This is a genomic window from Trinickia sp. (genome assembly GCF_051954495.1).
GTDB lineage: Bacteria > Pseudomonadota > Gammaproteobacteria > Burkholderiales > Burkholderiaceae > Trinickia.
On record NZ_JBQCHR010000153.1, the window covers coordinates 57,069 to 82,115 of the forward strand.

Annotated in this window: 27 protein-coding genes and 1 pseudogene; 19 read left to right on the forward strand and 9 right to left on the reverse strand. The window is 62.7% G+C overall.

Features of this window, described 5'->3' with window-relative positions; translation table 11 throughout:
* Window positions 1-183: 183 nt before the first annotated feature.
* Window positions 184-534 carry an IS66 family insertion sequence element accessory protein TnpB gene (gene tnpB / locus ACTHNR_RS20785; protein WP_440549546.1) on the reverse strand — a complete coding sequence of 117 codons (351 nt, stop codon included), beginning with the start codon at window positions 532-534 and terminating at the stop codon, window positions 184-186.
* Entirely contained in the window at window positions 531-971 is a 441-nt protein-coding gene (gene tnpA, locus ACTHNR_RS20790) for an IS66 family insertion sequence element accessory protein TnpA (protein WP_440549547.1), read from the reverse strand. Before tnpA ends, tnpB begins: the two co-directional genes overlap by 4 nt.
* Before the next feature lie 84 nt (window positions 972-1,055).
* On the opposite strand from tnpA, the gene ACTHNR_RS20795 reads away from it, so the two are divergent.
* The 15 genes and pseudogenes from ACTHNR_RS20795 (at window position 1,056) to ACTHNR_RS20865 (ending at window position 11,688) form a co-directional block, all read left to right on the forward strand.
* Complete coding sequence (locus ACTHNR_RS20795; protein ID WP_440549548.1) at window positions 1,056-1,388, forward strand: hypothetical protein; 333 nt, start codon at window positions 1,056-1,058, stop codon at window positions 1,386-1,388.
* Window positions 1,389-1,408: 20 nt separating this feature from the next.
* On the forward strand, window positions 1,409-1,627 hold the full coding sequence (locus ACTHNR_RS20800; protein WP_440549549.1) for a hypothetical protein: 219 nt from the start codon (window positions 1,409-1,411) through the stop codon (window positions 1,625-1,627).
* Between the two features lie 29 nt (window positions 1,628-1,656).
* A pseudogene (locus ACTHNR_RS20805) lies at window positions 1,657-2,073 on the forward strand (cyclodeaminase/cyclohydrolase family protein); the annotation flags it as partial.
* Window positions 2,074-2,108: 35 nt separating this feature from the next.
* The gene (locus tag ACTHNR_RS20810; RefSeq protein ID WP_440549550.1) at window positions 2,109-2,375 is read left to right on the forward strand and encodes a hypothetical protein; all 267 of its coding nucleotides are present in this window, start codon (window positions 2,109-2,111) and stop codon (window positions 2,373-2,375) included.
* Between the two features lie 26 nt (window positions 2,376-2,401).
* A complete protein-coding gene (locus ACTHNR_RS20815) occupies window positions 2,402-2,662 on the forward strand; it encodes a DUF2442 domain-containing protein (protein WP_440549551.1) in 261 nt (86 codons plus the stop codon).
* 170 nt (window positions 2,663-2,832) lie between these two features.
* Window positions 2,833-3,123 (forward strand): nucleotidyltransferase family protein, encoded by a 291-nt coding sequence (locus ACTHNR_RS20820; protein ID WP_440549552.1) that lies wholly within the window; start codon window positions 2,833-2,835, stop codon window positions 3,121-3,123.
* Window positions 3,120-3,344, forward strand: a complete 225-nt coding sequence (locus tag ACTHNR_RS20825) for a hypothetical protein (RefSeq protein WP_440549553.1) — start codon at window positions 3,120-3,122, stop codon at window positions 3,342-3,344. Before ACTHNR_RS20820 ends, ACTHNR_RS20825 begins: the two co-directional genes overlap by 4 nt.
* 215 nt (window positions 3,345-3,559) lie before the next feature.
* Window positions 3,560-4,477, forward strand: coding sequence for an HNH endonuclease (locus ACTHNR_RS20830; RefSeq protein ID WP_440549554.1), 918 nt, complete (start codon window positions 3,560-3,562; stop codon window positions 4,475-4,477).
* 35 nt (window positions 4,478-4,512) lie between these two features.
* Complete coding sequence (locus ACTHNR_RS20835; protein WP_440549555.1) at window positions 4,513-4,704, forward strand: DUF1653 domain-containing protein; 192 nt, start codon at window positions 4,513-4,515, stop codon at window positions 4,702-4,704.
* Window positions 4,705-4,742: 38 nt separating this feature from the next.
* Complete coding sequence (locus ACTHNR_RS20840) at window positions 4,743-5,207, forward strand: hypothetical protein (RefSeq protein WP_440549556.1); 465 nt, start codon at window positions 4,743-4,745, stop codon at window positions 5,205-5,207.
* Window positions 5,208-5,408: 201 nt separating this feature from the next.
* Window positions 5,409-6,200 (forward strand): Fic family protein, encoded by a 792-nt coding sequence (locus tag ACTHNR_RS20845; protein WP_440549557.1) that lies wholly within the window; start codon window positions 5,409-5,411, stop codon window positions 6,198-6,200.
* A 142-nt stretch (window positions 6,201-6,342) separates the two neighbouring features.
* Window positions 6,343-7,167, forward strand: coding sequence for a prohibitin family protein (locus ACTHNR_RS20850; protein ID WP_440549558.1), 825 nt, complete (start codon window positions 6,343-6,345; stop codon window positions 7,165-7,167).
* A gap of 79 nt (window positions 7,168-7,246) precedes the next feature.
* Window positions 7,247-8,512, forward strand: a complete 1,266-nt coding sequence (locus ACTHNR_RS20855) for a Bd3614 family nucleic acid deaminase (RefSeq protein ID WP_440549559.1) — start codon at window positions 7,247-7,249, stop codon at window positions 8,510-8,512.
* 126 nt (window positions 8,513-8,638) lie between these two features.
* Window positions 8,639-9,019, forward strand: a complete 381-nt coding sequence (locus ACTHNR_RS20860) for a BON domain-containing protein (RefSeq protein WP_440549560.1) — start codon at window positions 8,639-8,641, stop codon at window positions 9,017-9,019.
* A gap of 155 nt (window positions 9,020-9,174) precedes the next feature.
* Complete coding sequence (locus ACTHNR_RS20865; RefSeq protein WP_440549601.1) at window positions 9,175-11,688, forward strand: glucose/quinate/shikimate family membrane-bound PQQ-dependent dehydrogenase; 2,514 nt, start codon at window positions 9,175-9,177, stop codon at window positions 11,686-11,688.
* A 72-nt stretch (window positions 11,689-11,760) separates the two neighbouring features.
* Here ACTHNR_RS20865 and mdeB read toward each other — a convergent pair whose 3' ends face one another.
* On the reverse strand, window positions 11,761-14,493 hold the full coding sequence (gene mdeB / locus ACTHNR_RS20870; protein ID WP_440549603.1) for an alpha-ketoglutarate dehydrogenase: 2,733 nt from the start codon (window positions 14,491-14,493) through the stop codon (window positions 11,761-11,763).
* Between the two features lie 150 nt (window positions 14,494-14,643).
* Here mdeB and ACTHNR_RS20875 point away from each other — a divergent pair, with 150 nt between their 5' ends.
* Both ACTHNR_RS20875 and ACTHNR_RS20880 read left to right on the forward strand, forming a co-directional pair.
* A complete protein-coding gene (locus ACTHNR_RS20875; RefSeq protein WP_440549561.1) occupies window positions 14,644-15,171 on the forward strand; it encodes an Lrp/AsnC family transcriptional regulator in 528 nt (175 codons plus the stop codon).
* Window positions 15,172-15,265: 94 nt separating this feature from the next.
* The gene (locus ACTHNR_RS20880; RefSeq protein ID WP_440549562.1) at window positions 15,266-15,748 is read left to right on the forward strand and encodes a nuclear transport factor 2 family protein; all 483 of its coding nucleotides are present in this window, start codon (window positions 15,266-15,268) and stop codon (window positions 15,746-15,748) included.
* Here ACTHNR_RS20880 and eutC read toward each other — a convergent pair.
* The 5 genes from eutC to ACTHNR_RS20905 all read right to left on the reverse strand — a co-directional run bounded on the left by eutC (window position 15,732) and on the right by ACTHNR_RS20905 (window position 20,970).
* Window positions 15,732-16,529 (reverse strand): ethanolamine ammonia-lyase subunit EutC, encoded by a 798-nt coding sequence (gene eutC, locus ACTHNR_RS20885; protein ID WP_440549605.1) that lies wholly within the window; start codon window positions 16,527-16,529, stop codon window positions 15,732-15,734. The genes ACTHNR_RS20880 and eutC overlap by 17 nt on opposite strands.
* Window positions 16,530-16,537: 8 nt before the next feature.
* Window positions 16,538-17,917: an ethanolamine ammonia-lyase subunit EutB gene (locus ACTHNR_RS20890; protein ID WP_440549563.1), complete on the reverse strand. Its 1,380-nt coding sequence runs from the start codon at window positions 17,915-17,917 to the stop codon at window positions 16,538-16,540.
* A 67-nt stretch (window positions 17,918-17,984) separates the two neighbouring features.
* Window positions 17,985-19,355 (reverse strand): sensor domain-containing diguanylate cyclase, encoded by a 1,371-nt coding sequence (locus tag ACTHNR_RS20895; RefSeq protein WP_440549564.1) that lies wholly within the window; start codon window positions 19,353-19,355, stop codon window positions 17,985-17,987.
* Window positions 19,356-19,521: 166 nt separating this feature from the next.
* The gene (locus tag ACTHNR_RS20900) at window positions 19,522-20,607 is read right to left on the reverse strand and encodes a calcium:proton antiporter (RefSeq protein WP_440549565.1); all 1,086 of its coding nucleotides are present in this window, start codon (window positions 20,605-20,607) and stop codon (window positions 19,522-19,524) included.
* A gap of 213 nt (window positions 20,608-20,820) precedes the next feature.
* Entirely contained in the window at window positions 20,821-20,970 is a 150-nt protein-coding gene (locus tag ACTHNR_RS20905) for a hypothetical protein (protein ID WP_440549566.1), read from the reverse strand.
* A 429-nt stretch (window positions 20,971-21,399) separates the two neighbouring features.
* Between ACTHNR_RS20905 and ilvD the strand changes: the two genes are divergently transcribed.
* Window positions 21,400-23,262: a dihydroxy-acid dehydratase gene (gene ilvD / locus ACTHNR_RS20910; protein WP_440549567.1), complete on the forward strand. Its 1,863-nt coding sequence runs from the start codon at window positions 21,400-21,402 to the stop codon at window positions 23,260-23,262.
* Window positions 23,263-23,459: 197 nt separating this feature from the next.
* On the forward strand, window positions 23,460-24,152 hold the full coding sequence (locus ACTHNR_RS20915; RefSeq protein ID WP_440549568.1) for a B3/B4 domain-containing protein: 693 nt from the start codon (window positions 23,460-23,462) through the stop codon (window positions 24,150-24,152).
* Between the two features lie 36 nt (window positions 24,153-24,188).
* On the opposite strand, the gene ACTHNR_RS20920 is transcribed toward ACTHNR_RS20915, so the two are convergent.
* Entirely contained in the window at window positions 24,189-25,031 is an 843-nt protein-coding gene (locus tag ACTHNR_RS20920) for an amidohydrolase family protein (RefSeq protein ID WP_440549569.1), read from the reverse strand.
* Window positions 25,032-25,047: the final 16 nt, after the last annotated feature.

Consider the following 25,047-nt stretch of genomic DNA (forward strand, 5'->3'; position numbering starts at 1 on the left):
TTCGATCTCGCGTTGCTGCTGCTCGATCGTCGCATCGCGCGTCGCAATCGCGTCGAGTAATTCGGGAAGGCTCCATGCCCCCAATGCCATCGGCAAGGGTTGTTTCGAGGCAGGGACGTTGAGCGGTTGCATAGGTCAGCATTATCGCTGCGATCGACCCGCTCATGGGTATATCCTCGCGATTCATGCGACCACCGTTGCGTTCACCGCACGCACGCGACGGCGCACACCGACATCGATTCCTTCGAGCCACGTCGTGAGCTCGGCGAGCGAGATGCCACGCCGCGCGATCGTCGCGGGATCGGCCAGCGAGCCGCTCTCGAATCGCTCGTACATCAGCCAAAATCCCGTGCGGTCGTAGACCAAAACCTTGATCTTGTCGCGACGCCGACCATAGAAGACGAACACGTGTCCGCTCAGGGCGTCCTGATCGAACATCGGGCGCACAAGCATCGAAAGCGAATCGATCGACTTGCGCATGTCGATCGGCTCGGCGGCGATGTACACCTTCACTGCCGTCGACAGCATCATCATCGCGCCCCCGCACCGATACGGTCGATCATCGCCTGCAGCAAAGGCTCGAGCGCATACGCAGGCAGTCGCAGCCGAACTCCATTGCCTAGGATCAACTCCGGCACATCGCACGAACTGCCGTTGCCAGTAGCGTCCATCGCGCGATCGACGATGCCAACGCGCATAAACCCCGCCATGGTCTGAGCGAGCGCAACCGTGGCGCCCGCGTTCTGTTGCACGTCACCGCTTCGCTCGGCGTGGCGAGCAAGCGCCAAGTACCTCGTCATCGAGGAGCGGGAAATCCCACTTCGCTCGCTATAGGCTTGGATCGTCAACCCGCTTGCTCGAAACTCGCCTATGACCTCTCGCCACGGCCGTGTCCCACGATTGCGCCGCCTTCTCGCCGGCGCCGAACTCACATCCGCCGCATCCTCAGCCAACTTCTCCGCTTCAAGCATGGATATCCTCCCGTCATCGCAATGGGAGAATCCTCAGCCATCAGCGACGTTCGCTCAATAACGGGGGTTCTCGGGCGGATACGTATGGACAACACCGAACTGTCATTCGTCGGCAATCCCGGCGTTATCTTGGACCGGATGCTGACGGTCTTCGCTCACAAAGGCCGGGACGTCGCGATGGATGCTATGAACAAAGCTGTGCGCCAGGACGTTCAGGCGAGCGGGCGGGAGCGAGGGTATACGCCTCGGACGCTTCTTTGGTACGTAGTTGGTGCGCGAGTCAGCGGCGACCCTTCGTTCTATGTGCAGCCCACTTTTGTGAATGCGCTGTCTCTCAATGAGCACGAGGCAGCGCTCTATCGAGTCCACATTTCGGCAATCGAAGCGTTCCGGGCGCAAGCCGGCGACTCCATTTGAGTAGGAAAAAGGACAGACACATGCTGAAGTCAAACGTTATCTCGGTCGTGCTGCCAGGCCTCGACTACGAAGTGGTCGAGCGGCTCCTGCACGAGCGCGCGGAACTCGTCGAGTTTATTGGTTCGAACAAATCGGTCTCTGGCGCAATTTCAGATGAGTCGCGTCGAGTGGACGCAATCACAGCGGAGCTGACAGACATTCTTGGCAAGAATGCTCTTGCCGCGACCCTGGCCAAATAGGACGCAAAACCCTAGGAAGAGGCCCCCTCGTGACCGACCACGTACTTCCTGAGGCCGAGCTGCTCGCGCAGCCGACCAATCAGTTGCTCGACGCCTTCGGCGCCGGTCAAGCATCGCCCGGCTCTGGCAGCGCCGCGGCGCTCATGGGACTGCTGGCGGTCAAACTCATCCGCACGGTGTGCCTGAAGAGCTTGCAGAAGAATCCCGAGCGCAATACCGAGGTCACACTGCGCCACCTGCTCGATGAACTCGGCGCGATCGAACCCTCGCTGCGCACCTTGTTCGAGAAGGATGCCCGTGAGTTTGACGAAATCGTCCGACTGCGGATGGAGCGCGATGCAGCCACCGACCCGGACGCGAAGTCTACCGCCTCACGCCGCGCCAACGACCTGCTTGAGGTGGCCACCGACAACACGTTCCAGATCATCGACCTCTGCTTGCCCTTGATCGACCACGGTGTGACCGTGTTCGGAGGGCGAAGATGGATGCGCTACGTCCGGAACAGCTGGTGTGTGGTGCCTGCAAAACGGCTTTCACCGACTTCGATGCCATGGACACGCGAAACATGCGAGGTATTCACGCTGCCTTTGGCGGCATCTGCCCCGCATGCGGTGAAACCGTGCTTGCGTTCAGCGGCGAAGAGGAAGCGGTTGCAGAGGCGATCGTTGCATGGCAGAACGTGATGCGTAGCGAGGGCAAGGTCCGGATGCAGTCGCGCGCTGGTGAGCATATTCTTTTCGAAGACTAGGAACTGATTCTTCCCTTGGAGTGGACATGATGATTGCATGGAGCGTAACAACGCTGAAGGTTCTGTCCGGTCATCGGCTCGAGGTGTCATTTGCCGATGGTCTGAAGGGCATTGTCGATATGTCGAAAGACAAATTCAGCAGTGTATTCGCCCCTCTGGCCGACGAGTCGTATTTTGCTCAGGCAACGATCTGCGACGGCGTAGTGGTTTGGCCGAACGGCGCGGATATCGCACCCGACGTCATGTATGACGAAGTGAACGAGCACAAGCCGGGGATCGCTTCGTGAAGAAGGAAACGTCACAGACACCGCAGGCGTTGCTTCGTCATGCGATGAGCGAGCTTGGCATGACCCGTGAGCTGTTCCCGCAGCGGATCGGGATGAAGAAGCGAGCGCTCGCGCTTTGCACAACGCCCCCGACTGCGGGTATGTCATGAGTCCATCATCAGGAGCTTTTCGTGAGGCCGTCTATCGCACTGAACGCGCATCGCGCGGAGATTCGCAGGATTGTGGAAGACAATCACGCCTCGAACGCGCGCGTGTTCGGCTCCGTGCTGCGTGGTGAGGATACGGACGAAAGCGATCTTAACCTGTTGGTGGAGCCGCTGCCGGATATGTCGTTGATCAACGTCGGGATCATTCGTTACAAGCTGGCCGATTTGCTCGGTGTCGTAGTAGACGTGCTGACGCCGAATGCTCTGCCGGATAGATTCCGGGCGCGAGTGCTCGCGGAGGCGCAGCCGGTATGAGCAACAAGGCACCTCGCCTGGCAGATTATCGCGGATGGGATCGTCAAATTGCTATTGCAACGACGCCCGGTGCCAACCTTTCGATGCTGTCGATCGCTGATCTTCTTGCCACGCATTGTTTTGTCATCGGAGAGTTTGCAGCGGTGCGATGTACTTCGCTCCGGCAACGTCCCAACTGGCGATTATGCGAATTTAGAGACGGCCAGGAAGCCGTTGTCTAGATGTCGACGCCACATACAACAGTGAAAGGCATGGTCGATCATTTTGCGATGACAACGTAGAATCCTCCGGCCTGGTACGCAATGTCACATCCTCAACTAGGCTCAACGATAAAGTTACCCAGACGTGTGCTCGCTATGGCCACGTCGGCGTCCTGGTCGTTATGCTCTGACTTCGACAAGAGAACGGGAAACACAACCAACGTACGAGACGATCCATGCCGCGCCACAGAGACCCGAATATTGAAGCATCGCCGTTTGCTCATGAATGGATGCGAAAACATGCCGAAGCTGCCTCCAATTTGAGGCGAGTCATCCGCTTGCTCCTAGACCACTACATCGGCGACGATCACGGCTATATCAATCGGACCGCAAACGAAGTCGAGTATCGGTTTGACCCGGTGGTAGGCGATTCGATCAGCTGGACTATTCAGGTTGTGGCGAGGGCTAAGCACGTCATCGTGCGGTTTCCTCTGTATCGACCCCGCAAACGCAGGCCATGGCCTTCCAAGCCGTTGAAGGACGCGTACGGGCGCGATTACCACGCAGTCGACATTAAAGTCCGGTGCGACGATGAGTTGACTGATCTCCAAGTGTTCATCAAGACGACCAAATCGTTCTCTGGGTCGTCTGCGTCGATCCACCGCCGGCGGAATCCCATTGGCGACGCACTCGCAACCGCCGAACAGGCGATCGCGGCGGCCCGATCCGCCATTGACTCGCTGGAAGACGCTCGTCAGCGAGCGCTGCAGGGTGTTGTAGTGCGGCGTGGCCAAGCGAAGTTTCGGAAAGCCTTGATCGAGGCATATCAGGGCTCATGCGCGGTGACCGGATGCACGGCGGTTGACGTGCTTGAGGCTGCGCACATTATTCCGTATCTTGGCGAGCATTCGAACCGTCTGGACAACGGCTTGCTCTTACGGGGTGACATCCACACTCTTTTCGACCTTGGACGCCTGTGGATCGATGCCGATACGATGCGGATTTGCATTGCCGACGAGTTGCGCCGAACGGAATACGGGACGTTACACGGGCGCGCGCTCAAGCGGCCGGTGATCGCGCGTTGGCGCCCGCACGAGAAACACCTGCGCAATCACGCCGAAACTGCCAAACTCGCAGGTGCGGCTTCGACCTAGCCTTGATTCGGATGCAACATATAGGAAAACAGTTGATGGTTCGATATCGGCACTACAAGGGTGGCATCTATGAACTCGTATGCGAGGCCACGATGGAGTCGGATCATACGCCGATCATCGTCTATCGGGCCGCTAACGGTTCAATTTGGTGTCGACCGAAAGCAGTGTTCTTCGAGCTGGTTGATGTGGATGGAGTGCAAGTGCAGCGCTTCGAAGAAATTCACTGACGGGGCGACGATCTCGCCACGGAGGAGCACAAACGGCTATGAGCGTAGCAACGAATGGGGAGGTGCATTTATATCGGGGAGTGAATCGGGAGATGCACGAACAGGGCATTGATCTGCGCCCGCGAAACGCCGAGCGCTCATTCCGTCGGGAAGCAAAGCTTGACGGTACTTGGAACTGCGACGGATCTGCGATCTACGGGAATCCCACAAGCCAAGCGGTCCACGCGCATCATCGAAATAGCGAGGCGTTCGGCGGCCCCGGACTTTCGTTCTCGACCGATGAGCACGTTGCGCGTCGCTTCGCCACGATCGGTGGGCTTGTGAGCGGTGTCGTCTACGTGGTTAGCTTGGAGCGGCTCGTGGCTCTCGGATGCGGGATCTTTAATCCGTGCGAGCATACGAGCATGCTGCAACATCCAAAAGAAGCCGAGCTGATAGTGGTGTCGCCAGCTGATGCTGCGCTCACATTAGCGGACGTAATTCGCGTCATTGAAGTGGACTAGCTGGTTGCTCAAAGGCATCGTGAAGAAGCCTGCGAAGCCAGTGTCGATCGAGGAGATGAACCGGGCCATCGCGGAGCGGGGGTATCCGGCGCAAGGCAATAAGATTGCGCATCATCGATAGCTTCGTGCTCGACCGACTAACTCCGTGCCGACGATTCCTCAAAACGTGTTGGACGTACCGAACTTCATTGCAAAAGACAAGTGTCGCCCCAAACTTCCGCGCTGCTGACGACAATCGACGCTAACCAGGCGACGCTCGACGCCGCGCATCCGCTGCCGCCGTACACCGTTGCCTCGGTGTGGGACAAGCTGATGCTGGAGTGGACGTATCACTCGAACGCGATCGAAGGCAATACATTGACGCTGCGCGAAACCAAGGTGGTGTTGGAAGGCATTACTGTCGCCGGAAAGTCCCTTCGCGAGCACATCGAGGCGACGAATCACCGCGACGCGATTCTGTACGTCGAGGAGAGCGTCGCGAAGCATGAGGTGCTCACGGAGCGGCAGATTCTCAATCTGCACGCTGTCGTCGTTATGAGCATCAAACCAGGACATGTCGGCTGGGATCGGCAGGAGAACGTTGTGACCGCGCGCGCGAGCACGACTGCGCCGGACTTCGTGTATCCGCAAGCGGAAATGGCCGCGCTGGCGGAGTGGTATGGTCGTGCCGGCGCGATGCATCCGATCCAGAGGGCGGCCGAGCTGCACACCCGATTCGTTAAGATTCACCCATTTGTCGATAGCAACGGACGGACAGCACGTTTGCTGCTGAACTTCGAATTGATGAAGGCAGGCTACCCACCTGCGATTATCCGCAAGGAAGATCAACTCGCGTACCACGATGCCCTCGAAATCGCGTGCGGAAGCGGCGACTACATCGGGATCACGTCCTTGGTCGCTGAATCTGTTCAACGATCGCTCGACGTGTATTTCGATGTATTGCGTCTGCCTCGGCCGGGTGAGTCGGCTAGCACCTTGTCCCCTTGGCATTAGTCAAAACGACGGTCCCACGCCTACCGGCCTCCCGCCATGCAAGTAGACGACCGTTCCCAGGCGTTCACCCGGCATCCCCCCAGATTGCGGAACAATCCTTAATCCGTCACTATATACGCCGGGGAAACCAGAAAACGACATCATGACCATTCCGGGGCAGTTTCGCGTTGGCGGCATCGTCGCCGCCGCTTTCGTCGCGCTTGCGATCATCGGCGGCTGTTTCGTGACAGTCGGCCCGGGGCAGCGGGGTGTGCTCATGACGTGGGGCGCCGTCGCGCCGGGCGTGCTCGACCCTGGCTTGCATTTGAAAATGCCGATTGTGCAATCGGTCGCCAAAATGGACGTGCAGGTGCAAAACTCGCAGGACGCCGAAACCGCGGCGAGCCTCGATCTACAGGATGTGACTACGACAGTCGCGACGAACTGGCACATATTGCCTGCCGATGCCGAGTGGGTCTACCAGCACATAGGCAATGAGGCCGCGTTGGTCGCCAAGATCATCAAGCCTGCGATCAGCAACTCCGTGAAGGCGGTGACGGCCCACTACAACGCGGAAGATTTGATCACGCACCGCGATCAGGTGCGCGGGCAGATCGAAGCGCAGATCACCAGCGAACTCAGACCCTATCGATTGGTCGTGGATTCGGTGAACATCACCGACTTCCATTTCAGTTCGCAGTTTGCGCAGGCGATCGAGCAGAAGCAGGTCGCGCAGCAGGCGCAATACGAGTTGCAGAAGGCTAAGGTGCTTGCCGAGCAAAGGATCGTCGAAGCAAATGCCCAGGCTCAAGCGCAAAAGCTGCTTCAGCAAACCTTAACGCCCGAGATCATTCAGCAGCAGGCCGTCGCCAAGTGGGATGGGCGCCTGCCGGAGGTGATCGGGAGCAGCGGGGTGCTGCCGATGTTGGGGAATGTTGCGGTGGGAAGAGCCAGCGAAAGCACCAGCAGCAATAAGAATCACGAGTGAACGCTCTCGTACCTCCGTGAACGGCATCCGCCGTTCGAGGTAGAACAATTACGCGTTAGTCATTTCGGGGACCATTCAAATGCCGAACATCACCGTCGCGCAGCACGTGACGTACATTGCCTATGCGACGATGACCGAGCATGGCAATCGTCATATCGCCGTTGCTTTCGACAGCGAAACGGTGCTGGCGATAGGCGTCGACACGCGGATACACGGCAACGACCCCGCGACCGCGGCAGTGAACTTGCTTCAGGGCGGCTATGCGCAAATGCCGCGAAACCGCTTCGACATCGCGCTGACCTACCCGCCCACCGAGGCATGCTTGGGAATGGCGAAGATGATCGGCGCGCGAAACGTATTCCATTACGAGGGGAATGTACTGCGCCGCCGGGTCATGAACGGAAACCGTCCGTGGGCAGCGCAGGCCGTTCACGCGCCAGCGTCCGTCAGCGTTGCGTCGCTCCCGCCAAATTTCGACACGGCGAGTACACAGGTGAAAGCCGCACTGGCAAGAACCTGGTGGGACCAACTGCATCGGGCTTTCATCGTTCCGGAAACGCGAGACTTTTTCATCTCCGCCGAACACTGCTATGTCTATCGCACGGTGGCCCTTCCGGCGCAAGTCGGCGTCTTGCCGGCTTTGAGTGCACCGCTGACGACGCCATTGACGACCAACCGCCGAGCCATGCTGACGGTGATGGCACAGGCCTTGGTCGCGGCGGTGGGGTTCAGGGATCGCAGGGGCATCGCGCGCAACGGTGGGACGAGCGGGCACCTTACAGGGCACAACATAGGCTGCATCGTCACGTCCGATCAGGGGGAAATCATCGAGTGGGGCGTGAATGTCGGGTTGCTCAACCCGACGTTGCATGCGGAAACCTACGCCGTCATGAGGTGGATGGCCAGAACCGGGCGTCAGAATTTCCCGCAAGGGGTCGAGTTGTTCACGACGCTGGAAAGCTGCTACATGTGCGCGGGAATCATCCACGACGCGTCGGATGATATGCACGCTACCTATATTCTCAAGGATCCGTTGATCGTCAATAGCGTGCTTGAGGCAACGCGCCGCCAAGGGCAGATAGCGAGCCATCGCGCCGGGCATGTCGGTCCGCAGGCGCACGCGAACGCCACCGACTTCGAAAAGGAATTTCGACGAACATTCCCGCTGCAACCGGGACAGCAGCCTCAAACGACCGCTCAACTGAATAGCACCATGGGGTTCGTGCACATGAGCGAGGCGGTGCACGCGTACAAAAGAATGAGCTATTACCTAGCCGGCGACGATTTCATCGTTTGGCAGCAAGGCGCGGGATTGATCAACTCCATTACGCCGAATCTGGTTTGAACCGGAAGGTCGATGCGGCGCCATGCCGGATCTTCCTCCCTTTGGTACGTACGTTGCGCGTTCTCGCTGGCGACCGAGCAGGTCGACGCGAGCCGCGAACGCGTGCGTAGTCATTGGGAGATCCGAATGAAACAAGGGACGTTGAAGCGTTTTGGTTTGACTGTGGGGCTTGGCTTCTCACTCGCGCTCATGGCGAGCGAGGCGTGGTGCCAGGCATCGAGTACGATGCCGCGCAAAGCTGTCCCGCCCGAGAGCCTGTCCACGCCTTCGCGCGGCATAGGGGTCAATGATGGCATCATCACCGCGCGCGCGAAGATGGCGTTGCTGCGCGCCGTCCACGTCGATTCCAATAACGTGCACGTCACCACCGCGGGTGGCGTCGTCAAGCTCGAGGGGCACGTCGCGAACGCCGAGCAGAAACGGGCCGCCGGCGATGCCGTGCAGAGTCTCGACGGCGTAACGGCCGTACAAAACGACCTCAAGGTAGAGGGCGCGGCAGGCCATTGACCGCTCAGACGAAGCGCGTCGCCACCGAACCGGGAACGTCTCTTGCGTCGCGTTGCGGTTGATCCGGCGCAACTTGGTGTAAATGGACGCGCCGTACTTCAAACCGTCTTCACGGGAGCGCGGTCGTGGCCAACACGTCTACCCTTTCTAGCCCGATGCGCGTAGCCAACGCGCTGTCGGTCGCCTTCTGCGGGCTCACGGCCATTTATCTTTTGGTCGGCGGCGGGTGGTTGATCGCCATCGGCGGATCGCCGTATTACATCGCGACGGGGCTCGTTCTGCTCGTCGTTGCATGGTTGCTCGCACGAAGGCACCCAGCTGCGTTTCTGCTCTATGCGCTCGTCCTTGTCGGCACCGCTGGCTGGGGCCTATGGGAATCGGGCCCGGATTTTTGGGCGCTGGTGCCGCGCTGCGACGTGCTTGTCATTTTCGGATTGTGGCTGTTGATCGTCGCGAGTCCTTCGCTGCTCGCGCCACGCGGCTTGGCGGTTGGCGTGCTGCTCGGCGCGCTCGTGATTTGGGGCGCCGTGCTCGTCTACGCCGTCTTCCACGATCCGCAAACCGTCAACGGCACGTTGACCGCCCAGGCGGCGCCAGCTCCAGCAAGCGATGCGGACGCCGCCGATTGGCCCGCCTACGGCCGCACGGAGCAGGGCACGCGCTACTCGCCTCTCGGGCAGATCACGCCCGACAATGTGAAGAACCTCCAAGTGGCGTGGACCTTTCGCACGGGCGACATGAAGGGGCCGAACGATCCCGTCGAAATCACGAACGAAGTTACGCCGGTGAAAATCGGCAACTTGCTTTATCTGTGCTCGCCGCACCAGATCTTGTTCGCGCTCGATGCGCAGACGGGCAAGCTGAAGTGGAAATTCGATCCTAAGCTCAAGGCCGATCCGTCGTTCCAGCACGTGACTTGCCGCGGCGTTTCCTACGTCGACCTTTCAACCACGGCGAGCGCCACACCGGACATGGCGACGGCGCCGGCTTCCGATGCCGCAGCATCCGGCGCGACGGCCGCGTCGACTCCGGACGCTGCGTCGGCCCCGGACGCCGCCTCGGCAGACACTGCCGCATCGGCATCGGCATCGGCATCGGCATCGGCATCGGCATCGGCATCGACATCGGCATCGGCATCGGCACCTGCCTGCGCCCGCCGCGTGCTGCTACCCGTCAACGACGGCCATCTCTACGCACTCGATGCCGACACAGGCCAGCGCTGCCCCGACTTCGCCGACAATGGCGACCTTGATCTCCAGCACAGCGAGCCCGTCACGACACCGGGCATGTACGAGCCCACCTCGCCCCCAGTCGTCACGAGCAAGGTCATCGTCGTGGCGGGTTCCGTGGAGGACAACTTCTCGACGCGCGAGCCCTCGGGTGTGATCCGCGGCTTCGACGTGCGCACCGGCAAGCTGCTCTGGGCGTTCGATCCAGGCGCACAGGATCCGAACGCCATTCCGGGCCCGGGCCAGCACTATAGCTGGAACTCGCCCAACTCATGGGCGCCCGCCGCTTACGATCCGAAGCTCGATATCGTCTATTTGCCGATGGGTGTTTCGACGCCGGACATCTGGGGCGGTAACCGCACGCCGCTGCAAGAACGCTATGCGAGCGGCCTGCTTGCGCTGCACGCATCGACCGGCAAGCTCGCTTGGTTCTACCAGAGCACGCATCACGACCTCTGGGATATGGACCAACCTTCGCAGCCGACGATCGCCGACATCACCGGCACCGACGGCAAGACGGTGCCCGTGGTCTACGCCCCCGCGAAAACAGGCAACCTCTACGTGCTCGATCGGCGCACCGGTACGCCCGTCGTGCCCGCGCCCGAACGTTCGGTGCCGCAGGGCGCAGCGCCTGGCGATCACGTCTCGCCCACGCAGCCGTTCTCCGCATTGACGTACCGGCCCGACCGCAACCTGTCCGGCGCGGACATGTGGGGCGCGACGATGTATGACCAGCTCGTGTGCCGCGTCATGTTCCACCGGCTGCGCTACGACGGCATCTACACGCCGCCGTCGCTTCAGGGCACGCTCGTTTTTCCGGGCAATCTCGGCATGTTCGAGTGGGGCGGCATTGCCGTCGATACCGATCGCCAGATCGCCATCGCCAATCCGATCGCGCTGCCGTTCGTTTCGCGGCTGATTCCGCGAGGGCCGGGCAATCCGATGGAGCCTGTCGCCGGCGCGAAAGGAAGCGGGACGGAGGCGGGCGTGCAGCCGCAATACGGTGTTCCATTCGGCGTGACGCTCAATCCATTCCTTTCCCCGTTCGGCTTGCCTTGCAAGCAGCCCGCATGGGGCTACATGTCCGCTATCGATCTGAAGACGAACACCATCGTCTGGAAAAAGCGTATCGGCACCACGCGCGACAGCACGCCGATTCCTTTGTCCTTCAAGGTGGGTATGCCGATGTTGGGCGGCCCGATCGTGACGGCCGGGGGCGTGGCGTTCATCGGTGCGACGGCTGACAACTACATCCGCGCTTTCGATGTCGACAATGGCAAGGAACTGTGGCGCAAGCGTCTGCCCGCGGGCGGCCAGGCCACGCCGATGACGTATTCCGTGAACGGCCGGCAGTACGTGGTCATCGCGGCGGGCGGACACGGATCGTTCGGGACCAAGCTAGGCGATTACGTCATCGCCTATGCACTGCCGAATCAATGAATTGCGCCCGCGCGCCGGCCCGCGTTGCAGTGCGGGCTGGCATCGACGAGCGGCTTCAGCAGGAACGGTTGCTCAACGCTCCCAAGGGGCGGCGTCTTCCCGTGACGTCGACGCGTATCGATCACGCGCTGCGCGCACGACGCCTGCATCTATCTCGCCTTCGTCCGCAAGCGCCTTCAACGCGGCGATGACGATACTGGCGCGATCGACCTCGAAGAACGCACGCAACGCCTGCCGGGTATCGCTTCGGCCGAACCCGTCGGTGCCGAGCGTCACGTAGCGGCGCGGCACATGGGCGCGGATGAGTTCGGGCACGGCTCTCACGTAATCGGTGGCGGCAATCACCGGCCCGCGCGATGGGGCGAGCGCGGCGCTCACGTAGGGCGTTACCGTCTCATCGCTCAGGCGCGATTGCCGCTCGGCCGCCATCGCATCGCGCTGCAATTCGGAGAAGCTCGTCACGCTCCATACGGCGGCGTCGATGCCCCAATCGTCCTCGAGCATGCGCTGCGCGGCCAGGACTTCGCCAAGAATCGCGCCTGAACCCAGCAACTGAACCTGCGCGGTCTCACGCGGCGACTCGTGCGATGTGCGAGGCAATGGATACAACCCTTTGAGAATGCCCTCTCTCAACGCTTGCGCGTCGCCTTCAGGAGCGGACGGCTGCGCGTAGTTCTCGTTCGTGACGGTCACGTAATAGAACACGTCGCGCTGTTCCTCGACCATCTCGCGCATGCCGGCATCGACGATCGTCGCGACTTCATAGGCGAAAGCCGGATCGTAGGCGCGACAGTTCGGAATCGTCGACGCCGCGAGATGACTGCTGCCGTCCTGATGCTGCAGGCCTTCACCGCCGAGCGTCGTGCGGCCCGAGGTCGCGCCGATCAGAAAGCCGCGCGAGCGTTGATCCGCGGCGGCCCAAATCAAATCGCCGATCCGCTGGAACCCGAACATCGAGTAATAGATGTAGAACGGCAGCATCGGCAGATCGTGCACGCTGTACGAGGTGGCCGCGGCAATCCATGACGAGATCGCGCCCGCCTCTGAAATACCTTCCTCCAAGATCTGCCCGCGCGTATCTTCGCGATAGTAGAGCATCGAGCCGAGGTCTTCCGGTTCGTAGCGCTGCCCGAGCGGCGAGTAGATGCCCACTTGCCGGAACATGTTCGCCATGCCGAACGTGCGTGCCTCGTCGGCCACGATCGGCACGATACGCTGGCCGAATTCACCGTCTTTGAGCAGCGCGGTGAGCATGCGCACGAGCGCCATCGTCGTCGACATTTCGCGTCCGTTCGCTTCCCAAGCGAATGCTCCCCAGGATGGCATCGAAGGGACGGTCAGCCCCTTCGATGCCGCTCTCCGCCTTCTGGGCAGATAGCCTCCCAGGGCAGCCCGTCGAGCATGCAAATACTGCATTTCCGGGCTGTCTTCCTTCGGCTTGTAAAAGGTCAACTGTTCGACGTCGTCGTCGGACAATGGCAGGCGAAAGCGATCGCGAAACGCCTTCAGATCTTCTAACTCGAGCTTCTTTTGTTGATGCGTGGTCATGCGGCCCTGTCCCGCCGCACCCATGCCGAAGCCCTTCATCGTCTTGGCGAGGATGACGGTGGGTTGGCCCCGGTGCGCGAGCGCACGGGTATAGGCGGCGTGCAGCTTGCGCGCATCGTGACCGCCGCGGCGCAAGCGGTCGATCTCAGCGTCGGTGAGTTGCGAGGCGAGCGCGCAGAGCGACGGGTTTTGGCTGAAAAAGCGCGTTCGGTTGTAGGCGCCGTCGTTCGCCGAGAAGGTCTGGAACTGGCCGTCGACCGTCTCGGCGAATGCGCGGGCCAGTGCGCCGGCATGATCGCGGGCGAAGAGCGGGTCCCAATCGGAGCCCCACAGCACCTTGATGACGTTCCATCCCGCGCCGGCGAAATGCGCCTCCAGTTCGTCGATCACGCGACCGTTGCCGCGCACGGGGCCGTCGAGGCGCTGCAAATTGCAGTTGATCACGAAAACGAGGTTGTCGAGCCCTTCGCGCGAGGCGAGCGAGAGCGCGCCGAGCGATTCGGGTTCGTCCATTTCGCCGTCGCCGAAGAAGCCCCAGACCGTCCGGCCTTCGGTTTGCGCGAGGCCACGGTTGTGCAGGTAGCGCATGAAGCGCGCTTGGTAGATCGCGTTGATCGGGCCGATGCCCATCGAGCCCGTGGGAAACTGCCAGAAGTCGGGCATCAGCCACGGGTGCGGGTAAGAACACAGCCCGGGCCCGGCGATTTCTTGGCGGTAGTGCCGCAAATGATCTTCGGTCAGAAACCCTTCGAGGAACGCACGGGCGTAGACGCCCGGCGACGAATGCGGCTGGAAGTAGACGAGGTCGCCGCCCGAGCCGGATTCCGCGCCGGGTGCGCCGGCGCGAAAGAAATGATTGAAGCCGACTTCGAACAGATCCGAGGCCGACGCATAGCTTGCGATGTGGCCGCCCAGTTCGCCATAGGCGCGATTGGCGCGTACGACCATCGCCAGGGCATTCCAGCGCAGCGCCGCCGACAGCCGCTCTTCGATGTCCAGGTCGCCCGGATAGCGGGGCTGCTCGTGAACGGGGATCGTGTTCAGGTATGGCGTGGCGCGAGCACGGGCGGGCGCGAGGCCGGCGCGGTGCGCGTGGTCGGCGAGGCGATCGAGGAGATATTGCCCGCGCGCCTTGCCCACATGCGCGAGCACGGCGTCGAGCGCGTCCAGCCATTCAGCCGTTTCGGCCGGATCCGAGTCGACCGTGCCGGCCTCGGCGTGCTTCGCTTGCTCCATCCCGTTCGACAAATCCGTCATGGCATGTCCCCCGCCGAAGTCTCGTCGGCTTGCATCAACAGGAGTCATGCTACCCGCCGCCATACAAAATTTGCGTCTCATTTCGCTTTGATTTTGGCTTTATGTAGTGTAAATATTCTGCCAATGACCTAATCGAAAGAATTCTGAAGAATGAGCGTAAACCCCAAACGGCTCGATCGGATCGACATCGGCATCCTCAATCAGCTGCAGCAGAACGCGCGGATCACGAACGCGGAGCTGGCGCGCGCCGTCAATCTGTCGACTACGCCGTGCTTCAATCGCGTCCGTGCGCTGGAGAAGCTTGGCCTCTTCAAACAGCAAGTCACGCTGCTCGATCCGGAGCCGCTCGGGCTCAGCATCAACGTGTTCATTCAGGTCAGCCTAGAGAAGCAAGTCGAGCATGCGTTGCAGCGCTTCGAGAAGGCGATCTCGGAACAGCCGGAAGTCATGGAGTGTTACCTGATGTCCGGGGACGCGGATTATCTGCTGCGCGTCGTCATGCCTGACATGCGCGCGCTCGAGCGTTTCATCATCGAACGGTTGACGACGATTCCGGGTGTCTCGAACATTCGTTCGAGCTTCGCGCTGAAGCAAGTGCGCTATAAGACGGCGTTGCCATTGCCCGCGGCGGGCATGACGCTCGTCGATCCCGAGGACAAGTCAGGTCAGTGGGAATGAGTCGCCACGCAGCACGCGCGCGTGGCCCACGCGTAGTATCGTGGCGGCTGGGCCAGCCTTTTCATTAAACAAAAATCGGGGTTATCCGCAGCCTATGGACGATCGTCATCCCAACGCCGGCCTTGTGGTCCGCTTCTACGAGGCCTTCCAAAAACTCGATGCCGAGGCGATGGCGCATTGCTACGCCGACGACGTCGTATTCAGCGATCCGGCTTTCGGCGAGTTGCGCGGTGCGGCCGCAAGCGACATGTGGCGCATGCTGACGCGGCGCGCCAAAGATTTTTCGCTGACGTTTTCCGATGTCGAGGCGAACGACCATACCGGCCGCGCATCGTGGACCGCTACGTATGTGTTCGCGCAAACGGGACGGACCGTGGTGAACCGGATCGACGCGCGGTTCGTCTTCCGCGATGGATTGATCGCAGAGCATCGAGACACGTTCGACCTGTGGCGTTGGTCGCGCCACGCGCTCGGGTTCAAGGGCTGGCTGCTCGGATGGACGCCGCTCGTGCGGCGGGCCGTGCAGGCACAAGCCAGAAAGGCGCTCGACCTTTACCGGGCTAACTCCGTTCGTTAGGCGCGAGCAGCGGGGCGTCGTCCCAGACGCTTTCGTCTTTTAAGGCCACGCCCGTGAGTTGTCGGCTGCGCGCCGCCTCGAGCAGATGCGCGAGCTTGAAAGCGGCCGCATCGTACACAAGGCCTTCGGGCCGCACGTTCGAAATGCAATTGCGGTCCGCATCGCTGCGTCCGACGCGCGGCTGATACGTCAGGTACACGCCGAGGCTGGCCGGAGAACTGAGGCCAGGCCGTTCGCCGATCAGGACGGCGACGATTCGCGCCTGCATGAGCTCGCCGATAGGATCGCCGAGCGCCACGCGCGCCTGCGTGGCGATGACGACCGAGCCGATGCGCCAGCCGTTCAATCGCCCGATGGTTCGATCGATCAACGGAATGGCGTGCAACGCAGCGGCTTGAGAGGACAGCCCGTCCGCGATGACGAAAACCAAATCCGGCTTGGTTTTGGCGCCGGCCGCATGCCGCGCCAGCTGCTCCGCGCTTGCCGCGTCGAGCATGCGACCGAGATCGGGGCGCCTCAAATACTGCTCGCGGTTGTGCGCGGCGCTGCGTACTTCGATCGAATCGAGCGCCCGCGAATCGAGTTCGCGTTTGAGCGCCTCGGTGTCGAGCGGGGCGTGAACCGCGTCCCTCGCTTGAGCATGAGCCAAGTTGAACGCGAGCAGCGGCGCCGTCGGCAAGCTTGCTCCGGCGCGCCCGAGTGCGATGCGCGCATCCGTGAACCGGCGCAGCCCATGCCAAGAGTTGGCGGCGACGGCCTTCGCGCCGGGGCCATCCGAAATGTCGTCCGTCATCGTTCGATCCAATCGAGTAGCGGCGGGTGACGCGCCTGATCCTGAATTTGGCCGAAGGCATCGGTGATGCGCATCGCCTCGAGCCACGATTCGAATTCGGGCGCGCGTTTGAGATCGAGCAAGCGCCGCACGTAAAGCGCATCGTGAAACGACGTGCTCTGGTAGTTGAGCATGATGTCGTCCGCGCCTGGCACGCCCATGATGAAGTTCACGTTGGCCGCGCCGAGCAGCGTCAGCAGCGTGTCCATATCGTCCTGATCGGCTTCGGCATGGTTCGTGTAGCAGATGTCGCACCCCATCGGCACGCCAAGGAGCTTGCCGCAGAAGTGGTCTTCGAGGCCCGCGCGGATGATCTGCTTGCCGTCGTATAGGTACTCGGGGCCGATGAAACCGACCACGGTATTCGTCAAGAACGGATTGAACCTGCGCGCCACCGCGTAGGCTCTTGCCTCGCACGTTTGCTGATCGACGCCGTGATGCGCATCGGCCGACAGCGCGCTGCCTTGCCCGGTTTCGAAGTACATGAGGTTCTCGCCCACCGTGCCGCGCTTGAGCGATAGCCCGGCGTCGTAGGCCTCGGCCAGCAGCGACAGCGAAATGCCGAAGCTCGCATTCGCCTTTTCGGTGCCCGCGATCGACTGGAAGATGAGATCCACGGGGGCGCCGGCTTCGATCGCCGCGAGCGTATTCGTTACGTGCGTCAGCACGCAGGTCTGCGTGGGCACCGCGTAAGCGCGGCGAAAATCGTCCATCATCGAGAGCAGCGCGGTAATGGCCGCGAGCGAATCGGAGGCGGGGTTGACGCCGATCATCGCGTCGCCGCAGCCGTACATCAAACCGTCGATCATCGAGGCGGCGATGCCTTTCACATCGTCGGTCGGGTGGTTCGGCTGCAGTCTCACGGAAAGGCGTCCCGGCAGGCCCGCGGTATTCCTGAATCGGGTCACCACGGGCCGTTTACGCGCAACGAGTATCAGATCCTGATTGCGCATCAGCTTCGATACGGCGGCGACCATCTCGGGCGTGAGACCGGCCGTCACGCGCTCGAGCGCCGACGTGTCGGTGGTATCGGCCAGCAGCCAATTACGAAAATCGCCCACCGTGAGGTGCGAGATTTCGGCGAAGGCCTCCGCGCTATGCGTATCGACGATGAGCCGCGTGACCTCGTCGTGCTCGTAAGGGATCAGCGCTTCGGTCAGAAAGGCGGCCAGCGGCGTTTGGGCGAGCGCCATTTTCGCCGCTACGCGTTCTTCCTCGGTGGCCGCGGCCAGGCCCGCCAGTTCGTCCCCGGAGCGCCGCGGGCTCGCCTTGGCGAGCAGCGCGGCGAGGCTGTCGAAGCGATAGGCGCGGGCGCCGATGGTTTCGCGAAAGTGCATGCGTTGTCCTCTTGGACGAGCGACTGTGGGGCGAGCGCGGCGTCGCGCTCGACCCGTCTACACGGCATTATCCCGCTTGTTCGTGCTCCACGCGATTGCGCCCGGAGGCCTTAGCCGCATAGAGCGCCGCGTCGGCGCCGGCCAGCAAGGTCGCGCCTTGCAGGTCCGCATGCGAACGGCTCGATGCGTGACCGATCGAAATCGTCACGTAGGGCGTTTTTTCCGATGGGCCGGGCAGCTTCATATCGGCCACGGCTTGCCGCAAGCGTTCCGCGGTGCTTGCCCCCACGCGCGGATCGCAAGCGGGCAGCACGACGGCGAATTCCTCGCCGCCGTAGCGGGCGACGAAATCGGTTTGGCGCGTCAACGATGCGGCCAGCGTGTGCGCAATGCGACGAAGACACTCATCGCCGGCCAAATGCCCGAGCGCGTCGTTGTAATCCTTGAAGTGATCGACGTCGACCAGCAGGATGGACAGGGGGTAGCCGGCCGCGCGCGCGAGCGTCAGCTCGCGGGGATAGCGTTCGTCGAAATAGGCGCGGTTGAATACGCCGGTCAGTCCGTCTCGCACGGATAGCGCTTGCAGCGTGCGATGGGCATCGGCAAGGCGCAGATAGGTGCGGCTCGTTTCCGACACGAGCATCCCTAGCAAAGCATTGGCCGACACCATCGAGGCGATACGCGCGGCGTACCAGCCCACGCTGTAGCGCGCGCCTGCGCCGAGCGTGAGCACGATATCCACTACGCCGGCAAGGAGCGCGACCGCGAGCCAGAGATCCATCAAGGTTCGCAGCCGAGTGACGTAGGCGTGAACGGCGAGCGCGGCGATGCACATCAGCGCGACCGAGACGATTGCGGGATTGGCGCTCAAGTGCCGATACGGCCCCGCGCTCGCGACGAGATTCGGCAGCCGATCGTGCGCAGCGCCCGCCGCCGCGCACAGGGCGATCGAGCCCGCGATCGACCCCCCCATCGCCAGCGCGCCGCGCCAGCGCCGTCCATCGTGACTTCCGATCGGCGGGCGCGACCTGATAGCAAGGGCGAGCATGACGAACAGCGCGAACGCGCCGCGCCACAGCAGCCAAATCCAGATCGCTGTTTGCCTGCCCGTATGAAAGAGGCCGGAGGCGGAGAAGACGCCCGGGTAAACGGCTAAATGAGCTGCGGCGGCGACGCTCGTAAAAGCGTAAGCGCTTGCCAATACCGCGAAAACGAATCGGCCCGATATGCGGTACTGCGTCGCCAAAAAATAGGCGGTCAGACCTTCCGCGATCACCACCGAGGTGGCGAAGATCGGCATGAACGGAAGCACGGCACTGGCCTGGACCGTCGAATACGGCCAGACCATCGCCATCGTGCACAGCAAGACGGCGGCCGCCAGCGCGGCGGTCAATCGTTGGCTTCTATTCGCGGTCAGTTGGATGAGCGTTGCTTGCATGACATCGAGAGTTCGTTTGCATCTAAGGCTGCTGACCGGCTTGTCGCACACGCCTCCGATGTACTACCGCAAATTTACCGCGAAACTTGAACGACGGTCCGGCCCTTTGGGACGCGCTGGCCGCACCGTGACCAGCTGCGCCGCGCCGCGCATGCCGCGCCGCACCTCAATGCGTGACCGACAGAAACAAGTACGCCGCGAACAGCGACAAATGCACCGCCCCTTGCAGCACGGTCGTGCGTCCCGTGCTGAGCGTCAACGAACTGACGAACAGGGTCAGCGCCAGCAACACCGTTTCCATCCCTCCGATCCCGAGCAGGAGCGGGCGCCCCGTCCAAATAAACACGGCGGCGACGGTCGGAATCGTCAGCCCGATGCTGGCGAGGGCCGAGCCTAGCGCGAGGTTCATGCTGGTCTGCAGCCGGTTCGCCCGGGCGGCGCCCACGGCGGCCAGCCCTTCGGGCAGCAGCACGAGCGCTGCAATCACGATGCCGACCGCGGCCTCGGGCGCGCCGAGGCTGAGCACGCCGCGCTCGACCGCGGGCGAGAGCAGCTTCGCGAGCAGCACGACGGCGACGAGGCTCGCGAACAGCAGCGCCACGCTGGTCGATGTGACGCGGCCGCTAGGCCGAACCGCATGCGCGGCCTCGTCTTCCGCGCCGGCCGCGAGAAAATAGCCGCGATGGCGCACGGTTTGGACGAACACGAACACGCCGTACAGCACGAGCGACGATACCCCCGCGAATGCGAGCTGCGATGTGGACAACTGCGGCCCAGGCATCGCGCTCAGGTAATTGGGCATGACGAGCGAAAGCACCGACAAAGAAGCCAGCACGGCGAGCGCCTTGCTCGCGCCCAGCCCTTGAAAATCCTGCTCGCCGTGTTTCCAGCCGCCCACGAGCAGGCACAGTCCGACGATCCCGTTGCAAACGATCATGACCGCGGCGAATACCGTGTCGCGCGCGAGGCCGGCTTTCTCGGGGCCGCCCGTGAGCATCACGGAAACGATCAACGCGACCTCGATGATCGTCACGGCGATGGCGAGTACGAGCGTACCGAACGGTTCGCCCACGCGGTGAGCGACGACCTCGGCGTGGTGGACTGCCGCGAAGACAGCGCCCGCGAGCCCGACGGCGAGAAGGGCGACGGCGACCCCCTGCGCGGGCAGGACGCGCGACAGCGCGAGTATCAGCCATGCGGCGAGCGGAGCCCATAGCGTCCAGCGAGGGAGCGCATGCGAGGCGGTCGACATGAAGAGGTCCTTGTTCGTAGCTGGCGCCAGCGATTTTATCAGGCGGCCTTGCGCGGCCTTGTGCGAGGAGCAGGGGAAGTGCGATTCCAGCGGGAGCGGAAGAGAGCGTCGTTGCGCGAGGAACGACTAGAGGAGGCGGGGAAAAACGAGGCAAGGCCCGGCCGATAGACGACGCGGACCTGACTAGGCATGCGGGCGCATGCCCGCCGGCGGTTATTCGGTGAACGAAGCGTGCGTTCGATGGTTGTCCGGCGACACGCGCACCGTGGCGCGCTCAAGGCGCGGGCTGGCGCCGCGGATGAAGAGGGCCGCGCACGTGGCGACCATGGCCCAAACGCAAACGATTACCGCCAATGTGGTCATGCCAGTCTCCTAAATGTCGAGGATCGCGACCCAAGCCGTCTACCCCTTGAGGCGATCAGCGTGTCGATGGAGACAGTGTGCACCCCCGCCCACGAATGCGATTGGGCAAAAAGAGGCGCAATTCCGGCTCAATCCTAGCTATGGCGAAGTGTCCCCGATTACGTTCCTGTTCGCCCGCGTCCTCGACCTCATGGTGCATGGCGGTCGAACCGTTGAGCACTAGGTCGTACCCCAACAGCGGTCAGGTCGATTTGGGCGCAGGCGACTGCCGTCTGGCGTCGTCCCGCGTTGATATAATTTGCGACCTAATAACGTAGTAAAAATATATTGGACGTCTTACGGGCGTTCTCGCACTATTCGGCTATTCGACGATAACAACCGCAAGGGCGGCCGCCTCCGCCCTTGCCTTCGCCACATTAGAGGATACAGATGCCCCAGTACCGGTCACGCACTTCCACCCACGGCCGCAACATGGCCGGCGCGCGCGCGTTGTGGCGCGCCACCGGCATGAAAGACGACGATTTCGGCAAACCGATCATCGCCGTCGTGAATTCGTTCACGCAGTTCGTTCCGGGTCATGTGCATCTGCGCGATTTGGGCGCGCTGGTCGCGAAGGAAATCGAAGCGGCCGGCGGGGTGGCCAAGGAATTCAACACCATCGCCGTGGACGACGGCATCGCCATGGGCCACGGCGGCATGCTCTATTCGCTGCCCTCGCGCGAACTCATCGCCGATTCCGTGGAGTACATGGTCAACGCGCACTGCGCCGACGCCATGGTCTGCATTTCGAATTGCGACAAGATCACGCCGGGCATGCTGATGGCGGCCATGCGCCTGAACATCCCCGTCGTCTTCGTATCCGGCGGTCCGATGGAAGCCGGCAAGGTCAAATCGCCCACCGACGGTCAAGTGATCGCGAAGATCGATCTGATCGACGCGATGATCAAAGCCGCCGATCCGAAAATCAGCGATGCGGAAGTCGCCGAAGTCGAGCGCAGCGCCTGCCCCACGTGCGGCTCGTGCTCGGGGATGTTCACCGCCAATTCGATGAACTGCCTGACCGAGGCGATCGGCCTGTCGCTGCCGGGCAACGGCACGATCGTGGCTACGCACGCCTGGCGCAAAGGCCTGTTCGAGCAAGCTGGGCGCCTCGTCGTCGATCTGTGCCGTCGCTACTATCAGGAAGAGGACACGTCGGTCCTGCCGCGCAGCATCGCCACCAAGCAGGCCTTCGAAAACGCCATGGCGCTCGACGTGGCCATGGGCGGTTCGACCAACACTGTGCTGCACTTGCTGGCGGCCGCGCAGGAAGCCGGCGTCGATTTCACGATGTCGGACATCGATCGCATTTCGCGCAAAGTGCCTTGCTTGTGCAAGGCGGCGCCCGCGACGGACAAATACCACATCGAAGACGTGCATCGCGCGGGCGGCATTCTCGGCATTCTCGGCGAACTCGCGCGCGCCGAGCTCGTCGACCTGTCGTGCGGCAACGTGCACAGCGGCACGCTGGGCGATGCAATCGCCAAGTGGGACGTCATGGGCAGCGCGGGCGAGGAAGCGCAAAAGTTCTATCGTGCGGCGCCGGGCGGGATTCCCACCACGGTCGCGTTCAGCCAGGAGGCGACTTTCGCTTCGCTCGACACCGATCGCAAGAGCGGCTGTATCCGCAGCAAGCAAAACGCGTATTCGAAAGACGGCGGCCTCGCGGTGCTGTACGGCAACCTGGCCGAGAAGGGCTGCATCGTGAAGACGGCCGGCGTCGACGAGTCGCAATGGGTGTTCTCCGGCCGGGCGCGCGTGTTCGAAAGCCAGGACGACGCCGTCGAGGCCATCCTCGGCGACAAGGTCGTGGCGGGCGATGTCGTCGTGATCCGTTACGAAGGGCCCAAGGGCGGCCCCGGCATGCAAGAAATGCTGTACCCCACCTCGTATCTGAAATCGAAGGGTTTGGGCAAGACCTGCGCGCTGTTTACCGACGGTCGTTTCTCGGGTGGTTCGTCGGGGCTCGTGATCGGTCACGCGTCGCCCGAGGCGGCTGAAGGCGGCACGATCGGTCTCGTGGAAGACGGCGATGTGATCGAGATCGACATTCCGCAGCGCAAGATGCACTTGGCCGTCTCCGACGAGGTGTTGGCGAGCCGTCGCGCGGCCATGGAAGCGCGCGGCGACAAGGCCTGGCAGCCGGTTGGTCGCGAGCGCGTCGTGTCGCAGGCGCTGCAGGCGTATGCCGCGTTGGCCACCTCGGCCGATCGCGGCGCCGTGCGCGACCTTTCGCAGCTCAAGCGCAAGTAAGGCCTTGCTGCTAGGAGGGCGGGGCGCACGCGTTCGCGGCGCGCCTCGGCCAAGCCGCGGCATATTGCGGCCCGCGCGCTTCAACGTACGGCGACGTGCGCCCGCAAGGCGCGCCCCGTTCCGCTGCAATTTCGTTCAAGACCGCAAGCGCGGGCTCGGCCACCCTGTGACTTTTCATAGGAACAGGAGGCCGCTCGATGTATTTCCGACACTCGCCCGACATTTGGCGCGGCTACCCGAACTTGGTCCCCGGCGTGCTGATCGCGTGGGGGCTCGCCGCCGATAGGGACGTGCGGGCGCGCACGGCGGAGTATGAGGCGCTCGCGCGTGCACGGCTCGATGTCGCCACGGAAGGCGACTGGCCGGAGATTCAGGCATGGCGCCGGGCGTTCTCGCAGATGGGGCTCAAGCCCACGCAATACCGCTGCGCGGCGGAATCGCTGCTCCGGCGGTTCCGAAAGGAGGGCGCTCTTCCAAGCCTGCATCCGTTGGTCGATTTGTGCAACGCGATGTCGCTGGCGTTCGGAATCCCCATCGCCGTATTCGACTTGTCGCGTATCGAGCAGCATCTCGAAGTGCGCCTGGCCATGGGCGATGAGCGGTATCGATCTTTCGCCGGCGAGACCGAACAACCGGACGTGGGCGAGGTGGTGTTCGTCGACGCGGGGAACGCCGCCCATGCGCGCCGTTGGACGCATCGGCAAAGCGCGTTGTCGGCGGTGAGGCCGGAGACCTCGGCCGTGTTGATCGTGGCCGAGGCGCTGCACGCTACCGCATTCGCCGATGTGTCGAGATTGCTCGACGCCTTGGCGAGCGAATTGAAAACCCTCTGGACGGCCCCTGTGGACCAAACGATCTTGACGCCCGCATCGCCTTCGATCGAGTTCTGACACTCGATCGAAGGCGATGCACGTACGCACGAGCCGTCAAGCGCGTGGCGTCAATCGATAGGCGCGCCGGGCGTTGCCGTCGAATACGCTAGCCACTGCGTCCTGTCCTCGTGCGGCCACCATCCGCATCGCGCAGTCGAACCAGTCGGCCGCGCCGCCCGCGCAGCGCAGGACGGGCCAATCGCTGCCCCACAGCATGCGTTCCACGCCGAAGAGATCGAGCGCCGCCTCGGCCCACGGCTCGACGCTCGACACGCTCGCCCCCGGCGCGGCTTCCGTCCAGAGCCCCGACAGCTTGCAGTAGACCGACGGCCGCCGCGCGAGCGCGGTCAATGCACGCAACCAGGCATCGCGGTCCTTTCCCGTGGCAATGGACGGCTTCGCGGCATGATCGATGACGATCGTGAGCGTGGGGTAGCGTTCGGCCAGCGCGTCGATGTAAGGCAAATGAACCGGGTGCACGAGCGCATCGAACGTCAGCGCGGCGTCCGCCATCGCTTGCAGCGCCGGCTGGACCGATTCGCGCGCGATCCAAGCGGGATCGGGCAAATCCTGAAGCATGGGCCGCAAGCCGACGAGCCGTTTATCGGTCGCGAGCGATCGGATGCGCGAGGGGGCATCGGCATGTTCGAAATCGACCCAACCGACTACACCCAGTACGACATCGGCGTGCGCGGCGGCCTGTTCGAGCAAGAACGCCGTTTCGGCCTCGGTCGGGGCCGCTTGCACGAGGATGCCGCCGCTTACGCCGAGCGGACCCCATTGCGCCTGCCAGTCAGCGACGCCGAAGTCGCGGTAGAGCGCGGTGAGATCGGGCGTGAGCCAGCCGTAATCGCCGCGCGCGAGCGACCAGATGTGAAAGTGGCTATCGATGTACATGTCGTCATCCGAGTGT